We start from the raw sequence: 7,635 nt of genomic DNA on the forward strand, positions 1-7,635 counted from the left end.
GGTCTGCAACAAGGGTCCGTACATCGTGTTCTTCGACTGGGATAAGTCGGACATCACGCCTGAGGCGGCTACGATCCTCGACAACGCGGTTACCGCCTACGGCAACTGCGCGAGCGTTCCGATCATGCTGGCCGGTTATGCCGACCGTTCGGGTACCGTGAAGTACAACCAGGCCCTTTCGGAGCGCCGCAACGTGTCGGTCCGTTCGTACCTGACCTCGCGTGGTATTCCGGATGGTTCGATCACCAGCCAGGCTTTCGGCGAAAGCAACAACCGCGTTCCGACCGCCGACGGCGTTCGCGAACTTCAGAACCGTCGCGTGGAAATCACGTACGGTCCGGGTTCGGGCATGTAAGCTTTGGCTTTGCCGGAAAAAGAACGAGGGGTCGGAGAAATCCGGCCCCTTTTTCGTTATCAGCTAGGGCGCCAACTGATCGGAGACCGTTATAATGCCATCCAAGGCCGCAATCTTGCCTCTCGCTTGCTCACTTCTGCTGGGCGCATGTGCAACGATGGACCAGACGGACCAGACTTCCACGCTGGCACGAGCTACGCTTGAAGACGCTGCGGGCGCTCCGGTCGGCACTGTCAGGATCGAGCAATCGGGAACCGCGCTCTCGCTCGTTGCTGATGTGCGGGGAATGTCGGCCGGGCAGCATGGGATCCACATGCATACGACCGGAAAGTGCGAGGCTCCGGGCTTCACATCGGCCGGTGGTCATTTGAATCCCACCGCTCACCAACATGGCTCGATGAACCCGGCCGGTCCGCATCTGGGGGATCTTCCGAACATCACAGTTGCAGCTGACGGGACCGGGACGTTGAGCGCGCCCCTCAGCGGTACAGCCGCCACCGTGCTCGCCAGCCTGTTCGATCCCGATGGCACCGCCATCGTCGTTCACGCCGGGCCTGACGATTACAAGACCGACCCCAGCGGCAATAGCGGTGGCCGCGTTGCCTGTGGTGTACTTACCCAGGGCGCCTGATCAGGCGAGGGTTTCCCCGGCTGCGCGTGCCCGCTGATCGAGGCTGGCCAGCGCTCCGGGGACACTGCGAATTGCCACGATGAGAAGAACCAGCCCGATCGGCGCTGCCGCAAGCGTGGACAGCACCCCAAGCGACAGATCATCGCCGTTGGTCGCCGACACGTAGCCCGCCATGAACGGCCCGAGCGCGAGACCGACCAGTGTCGTGGCGAGGAAGAACGTGGCCGTGGCAGTGCCCCGCATGCGTGGCAGGACCAGGGATTGACTGGTTGCCGCGGCCCCGCCCAGCGCGCTGCTCGACATCGTCTGCGCCACAAACAGCATGGCGACGAAAGTTGCGAAGCTGTCGGTCCGGAAGGCAATGACCATTGGGACGATAGGCGCAATCAGCCCGAACAAGGTCACCATGATCCGCCCGGCAGAATGTCGTTTGTACAGATGGTCGGCAATGCGGCCACCAATGATCACACCAAGGAAGCCGGCCAAGGCACCGGGCGCGCCGATGAACCATCCAAGGTCACCTTTGGCAATGGCGAACACGCGCTCGGCGTAAGGAGCGGCCCAGTAGGACGTGGCGTACGAAGTGAACGCCACCATGCCGTATCCAAGCGTCGTGCACAGGAATGCTGGCGTTCCCCAGATCAGGCGGAAGGTTGGCAGGTCGCGCGCCCGCAAGGCGCTTGCCCAGCTGTAGACCGCGTAAAGACCAACCCCCACGAAGATCCATTGCAGGCGCGTCGTTCGCCCAAGCAACATTGTCAGAACGTAGACGCCACCGGCAATGACTAGGGCCACCGCGACATTGGCGATCAGGGCCATGGGGCCGCGCCGCGCAGCGCCGATCAGCGTCAACGGCGGGATCACCGTGACGAGTTCTGCGAAAAATCCCTTGAAGGGGCGCTCCACGCTTGGCGTTGGCAGTCCGTCGATAGCGCCGCGTACGGGCTCGCGCAGGGTGGCAACGAGCAGAGCCAGAAGCACTCCGGGCAGACCAACGGCCATGAAGGCTGCCTGCCAGCCAACAAGGCCGAATGGGCCGCCTGCGGGGTACGCCGCGTTCCATTGCTCGACGATAAGGCCCCCCACCAGCAGCGACAGGCCGCCTCCGAGGAACAACCCTGAGGAGTAGATCGACAAGGCGGTCGCACGCAGCCTTTGCGGGAAGTAGTCTGAAATCAGGGAATAGGCCGCCGGGCTCGCCGTCGCCTCTCCGACACCGACGCCGATGCGCGCGGCGGTGAGTTGTCCCCCGGTCCGCGACAGGCCCGAGACCGCTGTCATCAGTGACCACAACGCGAGTCCGGCACTCATCAGGCGGACTCTATGCCAGCTGTCGGCGAGACGGCCGAGGGGAATGCCGAACAGCGAGTAAAATACCGCAAAGGCGGTTCCGTAAAGGAAGCCGAGGTCCGCGTCGGTAAGCGACAGGTCCTTCTTGATATCGTTGGCCAGGATCGAAAGGATCTGCCGGTCAACGAAATTTAGGACGTAGACTAGCACCAGAATGCTCAACACGTACCAGCTGTACGCAGTCGCTCCCTGTTCCTGAGGGTGCGTCGGGTCCGTGCTAGTCGCTGTACCGGGTTCCGTCATTCAGGCCTGCCTCTTCAAACCCTGCGCGTCGCAGGCGACAACTGTCGCACACGCCGCAGGCTCTCCCATCGGTCAGGGGATCGTAGCAGGACCAGCTCTGGCCAGCATCGAGCCCCAGTCGCGCTGCTTCCTGCGCGATCTGTGATTTCTTGAGGTGTTGGAGCGGCGCATGGACAGTGACTGTCCCACCCTCGCTGCCGATCTTGGTGGCGATCCGCGCCAGGCCTTCGAAGCCCTGCACGAACTCCGGCCGGCAATCGGGGTAGCCTGAATAGTCCAGGGCGTTCACCCCGATGAACAGGTCCTTCGAGCCAGCAGCTTCTGCCCAAGCCAGGGCGAGCGACAGAAACACGAGGTTGCGGGCCGGGACGTAGGTAACCGGGATGTCGTCTCCCACGCCGTCCTTGGGCACGTCGATATCCGCAGTCAGCGCAGAACCGCCGAACTGGCGCAAGTCCAGTGGCAGGATGACGTGGCGTTCCACGCCGACGCGCTCTGCGATCACGCGCGCCGCGTCGAGCTCGATGCGGTGCCGCTGGTTGTAATCAATCGTCAGCGCAAGAACGCGGAATCCCTGCTCCTTGGCCAGCCCTGCGCAAACCATCGAATCGAGTCCGCCCGAAAGGAGAACGACTGCGAGAGGAGCTTGGGCGACTTCAGGGCTTTGCAACATTGCCAATGGGCTAGCCGCGCCGCCGGCCCGATGCAATGGTCTCGCGCGTAACTTTATGCTTCCTGTCTCAACGCGGGCACGGACCGAGCCGCCGTGCTTCGGCGACGAAGTTGAACGGCAGGCCGTTGTCGATCCCCTGCGTTTCCAGTTGTGCAAGGCGCGGGTTCTCGAAGCGGACTCGGGTGTGGCCATAGCCACCGGCCGGGCAGGTGTACTGCACCGTCACCATATTGGGCGCATCGTCGATGACAAATCGCCGGCAAGCCTCGCCACGGTGGCGCACCTGGATAAGCTTCCGGCCATTGTCCACGCATAGCTGCACGGTATCGGCCTCATCGCGGGCGCGCACTTCCCACAGACCCGGCTCCAACCGATCAAGCATGGCAAGGGCAGGCCCTTGCGCGACGCCTGACGTCGCAGCGAAGGCTCCAGCCGCAATGGCAGACAGGACTGTGGCGCGACCGAGGCCGCGAAGCGGGACCAGACGTGACGACATGAAGCTCCACTCGCACCCATGAGCGCGGGCGTCTGTGCCGTTGCTCACTCAATGCTTGATCTTATCACGGTGTTTCGCGCGACGGAACGGTCACAGTGCGCGACCAAATGTGAAAAGTGCTGTCACATTTTAGGTCAAGGCCTGATTGTCAGTCCAGTTCGATCGCAAATTCCCGCGAACAGAACGCGCAATCCACCACGATGAGCCCGTCGTCATTCTCCATTTCCGCGCGCTCGGATGCGGCAAAGCGGGACAAGATGTCGCGATAATGTTCGATCGTGCAGCGGCAACCGCGGGTGAGGGCCGTACCGGTCTCGGCCCGGATTTCCGGCTCCTCGTGGAACAGGCGCCACACTACGCTTTCGAGGTCGAGCGCCGGATCGACCAGCTCTGCCTCGCTGATCGAGCCACCGAGGACGGAGACGTGTTCCCACTCGGGATGGTCCAGCTGCACATGCAGACGCTCGCGGCCTTCCTCGCCTTCCGGCAGGTGCTGTAGCAGAAGCCCCCCTGCGACGCATGCGCCGGGGGTGTTGCTGACGCCGATACGAATCAGCGTGGGTATTTGTTCGGACTGAAAGAAATAGCTCTGGCACGCTTCTGCCAGCGAATTGCCCTCAAGCGGCACCACACCCTGATAACGCTGCCCGGTGGCGGCAAGGTCAAAGGTGATCGCCAGGTATCCTTCGCCGAACAGGGAGAACAGCGACGGCACCGGACCCAACTCGTCCAACCGTGCCCGGTCATGCCGAACGTAGCCACGCAGCTCGCCATTGCGATAGTCGCAGACCAAGAGGTCGACGATGCCGTCTTGCGTCTGCGCCTGCAGCGTCAATTGGCTGTCGTCGCCCTTCAGCAGTGATCCGAGCAGGGCGGTGATCGTCAGCGCTTCGGCCAGCAGGTGACGGATCGGCGCAGGATAGGCATGGGCAGACAGGATCGTGTCGAGAACCGGGCCCAGCCGCACTGCCCGGCCGCGCGCATTCTTGTGCGGCAGGGTGAAGTGCATCACCGTATCGAAACCGGTGGACGGCTGGACCTGTTCACTCACCTTACGTCGCATCCTTCAAATCTGGCCGCACACCCAGCGCAGCACAGACTTCTGCGCATGAATGCGGTTCTCGGCCTCATCCCACACGACCGAGCGGGGGCCGTCGATCACGGAGTCCGTGACCTCCTCGTTGCGATGGGCAGGCAGGCAATGCAGGAACAGGGCGTCGGGCTTGGCGTGGGCCATAAGCGCATCGTTGACCTGATAAGGCTCCATTGCCGCCAGCTTGGCTTCGGCATGGGCCTGGCCCATCGAAATCCACGTGTCGGTGACGACGACGTCGGCTCCGCGAACAGCCTCTACCGGATCGCGGACCACACGGATGCCGCCGCCAGCCAGCTTTGCCGCCTCGATCATCGCAGCGTCGGATTCATAACCTTCCGGCACGCCGATGCGCACGTTGAACTTCAACAGTCCGGCCGCTTCGACGATCGAGTTGAGCACGTTGTTGCCATCGCCCAGCCAGGCGACCTCCAGGTCGGGCAGGGCCTTGCCATGCTCGATCACGGTGAGCAGGTCCGCCATGATCTGGCAGGGGTGGGACAGGTCGGTAAGGCCATTGATCACCGGAACGCTGGCATAGCGGGCCAGTTCCTCGACCTTGGCATGGTCGTCGGTGCGCAGCATGATGGCGTCTGCCATGCGGCTGAGCACACGCGCCGTGTCGGCGATCGTCTCGCCGCGGCCGAGCTGGGTCGTACCCGCATCAAGGATCAGCGCCGAACCGCCAAGTTGGCGCATGGCAATGTCGAACGACACGCGGGTGCGCGTCGAGTTCTTTTCGAACACCATGGCCAGCACGCGACCGGCCAGTGGCGCGTCTGCGTCTGGCTGGCCCTTGGGAAGAGCGGCGCGCGCAGCCTTCCGGTCTATCGCGTCATTCAGCATGGCGGCGATGGAATCGCCGCCAGCATCGGTTAGGTTCAGGAAGTGCCTGGTCATGTAACCGGCGCCTCCGGCGCGTAGCTTGCCGCAGCGGCTGAAAGACGCTCCATGAATTCGTCGATGTGGCTGTCGTCGATCACAAGCGGCGGGATCACCCGGACGGTGTTGTCGCCCGCCGAAACGGTCAGCAGCTGGTGGTTGTCGCGCATGTGGGCGACGAACGGACGGGGTTCGACCTTCATGATGAGGCCGAGCATCAGGCCACGCCCGCGAACGCCAATGAACAGGTCTGGATAGTTGCCGATGAACTGTTCGATACGGCCGCGCAGCCGCTCACCCTTTGCGCGCACTTCGCTGAGGAATTCCTCGTTGGCGACCACATCGAGCACAGCTTCGCCGGCTGCCATGGCCAGCGGGTTGCCGCCATAGGTGCTGCCGTGCGTTCCGGCGACCATGCCGCGCGCCGCCTTTTCCGTGGCGAGGCAAGCACCCATCGGGAAGCCGCCGCCGATGCCCTTGGCAGTCGCCATCACGTCAGGCGTGATGCCATACTGTTCGTAGGCATAGAGCGAGCCGGTGCGGGCGACACCGCACTGCACTTCATCGAAGATCAGCACGAGGTCATGTTCGTCGCACAGCGTGCGCAGGCCCTTGAGGAACTCGCCCGAGGCATCGCGGATGCCGCCTTCGCCCTGGATGGGCTCGACCAGGAAGCCGGCGGTGTTCGGACCCATTGCCGCCTTGGCGCCCTCGAGGTCGTCGAAGTCGACGTACTTGAAGCCTTCGAGCAGCGGCAGGAAGCCCTTGTGCATCTTCTCCTGATTGGAGGCACTGATCGTGGCCATCGTGCGGCCATGGAAGGCGTTCTTGAAAGTGATCAGCTCGTACTTGTGGTCATTGCCCACGGCCGAGTGATAGGCGCGCGCGGTCTTGATCGCGCACTCGACAGCCTCGGCGCCCGAGTTCGTGAAGAACACGGTGTCGGCAAAGGTCAGGTCGACCAGGCGCTGGGCGAGATGTTCACCCTGCGGGCTGCCGTAGAGGTTCGACACATGCATCAGCGTCGCAGCCTGTTTCTGGATCGCGCCGATCAGGTGTTCGTTCGAATGACCGAGCAGGTTCACTGCGATGCCGCTGGCGAAATCAAGGTAGCGTGTGCCATCCTCGGAAATCAGGTGGCAATGCTCGCCTCGCACCGGACGCACGCCGCACCGGGGGTACACGGGCATCAGCGGGGTGATCGACATAGAACTCTCCTGTTCAGTCACGAATGTTTCCAGATGGCGCAACAATACTGCGCGAGCCAGATAGAAAAAGGGGAATCGACAAACGACAAATGGCGGCCCTTCAGGACCGCCATCTGTGCGCGTATGTGGTTGCAGGCCGCCGGTCAGACTACCGGAAGCGATGCAATCGGGATCAACCCTGAATCGGCACCAGGTTGACCGCCGAGTGCTTGCCTCGTCGATCGACCTCGAGGTCGAATTCCAGCTTGTCGCCTTCGTTCAGCTCGCGCAGGCCCGAGCGTTCGACGGCGCTGATGTGCACGAATGCGTCGGGTTGGCCGTCATCGCGAGTGATGAAGCCGAAGCCCTTCATCGCGTTGAAGAACTTGACCGTGCCGGTGGCCTTTTCGCCAGTCAGCTCGCGCTGCGGGGCAGCGGGCTTCGAAGCCACGGGGATGACATCGCCCACGACCTGAAGGTCTGCAGCAGAAATCTTGCCACCACGGTCGACGAGGTTGAATTCCAGCGTCTGGCCTTCAGCCAGGCCTTCAAGGCCGGCACGCTCGACTGCGCTGATGTGGACGAACACGTCCTCACCACCGTCTTCGCGCGAGATGAAGCCGAAGCCCTTCTGGCCGTTGAAGAACTTGACGACACCCTTGCCGGTGCCGACAACCTGGGCAGGCATCCCGCCGCCACGACCGCCGCCGAAGCCGCCACCGCCG

General features: G+C 63.2%; 9 protein-coding genes. 2 read left to right on the plus strand and 7 right to left on the minus strand.

What is annotated here, in order from left to right; translation table 11 throughout:
- Nucleotides 1-355, plus strand: a 355-nt coding sequence (locus tag AX703_RS21890; protein ID WP_156452173.1) for an OmpA family protein, incomplete at its 5' end; no start/stop codon positions are given.
- Nucleotides 356-512: 157 nt separating this feature from the next.
- Nucleotides 513-986, plus strand: a complete 474-nt coding sequence (locus tag AX703_RS21895; RefSeq protein WP_231735654.1) for a superoxide dismutase family protein — start codon at nt 513-515, stop codon at nt 984-986.
- Here the strand turns inward: AX703_RS21895 and AX703_RS21900 are convergent, their stop codons facing one another.
- The 7 genes from AX703_RS21900 to AX703_RS28780 form a co-directional block, all read right to left on the minus strand.
- A complete protein-coding gene (locus AX703_RS21900) occupies nt 987-2,579 on the minus strand; it encodes an MFS transporter (RefSeq protein WP_062347248.1) in 1,593 nt (530 codons plus the stop codon). It abuts the gene before it with no gap.
- A complete protein-coding gene (gene queC, locus AX703_RS21905) occupies nt 2,554-3,252 on the minus strand; it encodes a 7-cyano-7-deazaguanine synthase QueC (protein ID WP_062347250.1) in 699 nt (232 codons plus the stop codon). Before queC ends, AX703_RS21900 begins: the two co-directional genes overlap by 26 nt.
- Before the next feature lie 67 nt (nt 3,253-3,319).
- Complete coding sequence (locus AX703_RS21910) at nt 3,320-3,748, minus strand: DUF3617 family protein (protein ID WP_230487768.1); 429 nt, start codon at nt 3,746-3,748, stop codon at nt 3,320-3,322.
- 148 nt (nt 3,749-3,896) lie between these two features.
- Nucleotides 3,897-4,811 carry an Hsp33 family molecular chaperone HslO gene (locus tag AX703_RS21915; protein ID WP_062347252.1) on the minus strand — a complete coding sequence of 305 codons (915 nt, stop codon included), beginning with the start codon at nt 4,809-4,811 and terminating at the stop codon, nt 3,897-3,899.
- Between the two features lie 3 nt (nt 4,812-4,814).
- On the minus strand, nt 4,815-5,741 hold the full coding sequence (argF, locus tag AX703_RS21920; RefSeq protein WP_062347254.1) for an ornithine carbamoyltransferase: 927 nt from the start codon (nt 5,739-5,741) through the stop codon (nt 4,815-4,817).
- Nucleotides 5,738-6,931 (minus strand): aspartate aminotransferase family protein, encoded by a 1,194-nt coding sequence (locus AX703_RS21925; protein WP_062347256.1) that lies wholly within the window; start codon nt 6,929-6,931, stop codon nt 5,738-5,740. Before AX703_RS21925 ends, argF begins: the two co-directional genes overlap by 4 nt.
- Before the next feature lie 172 nt (nt 6,932-7,103).
- Nucleotides 7,104-7,635, minus strand: a 532-nt coding sequence (locus AX703_RS28780) for a cold-shock protein (RefSeq protein WP_062347260.1), incomplete at its 5' end; no start/stop codon positions are given.

It is taken from the genome of Novosphingobium sp. CCH12-A3 (genome assembly GCF_001556015.1).
In the GTDB taxonomy this organism is placed as follows: Bacteria; Pseudomonadota; Alphaproteobacteria; order Sphingomonadales; family Sphingomonadaceae; genus Novosphingobium; species Novosphingobium subterraneum.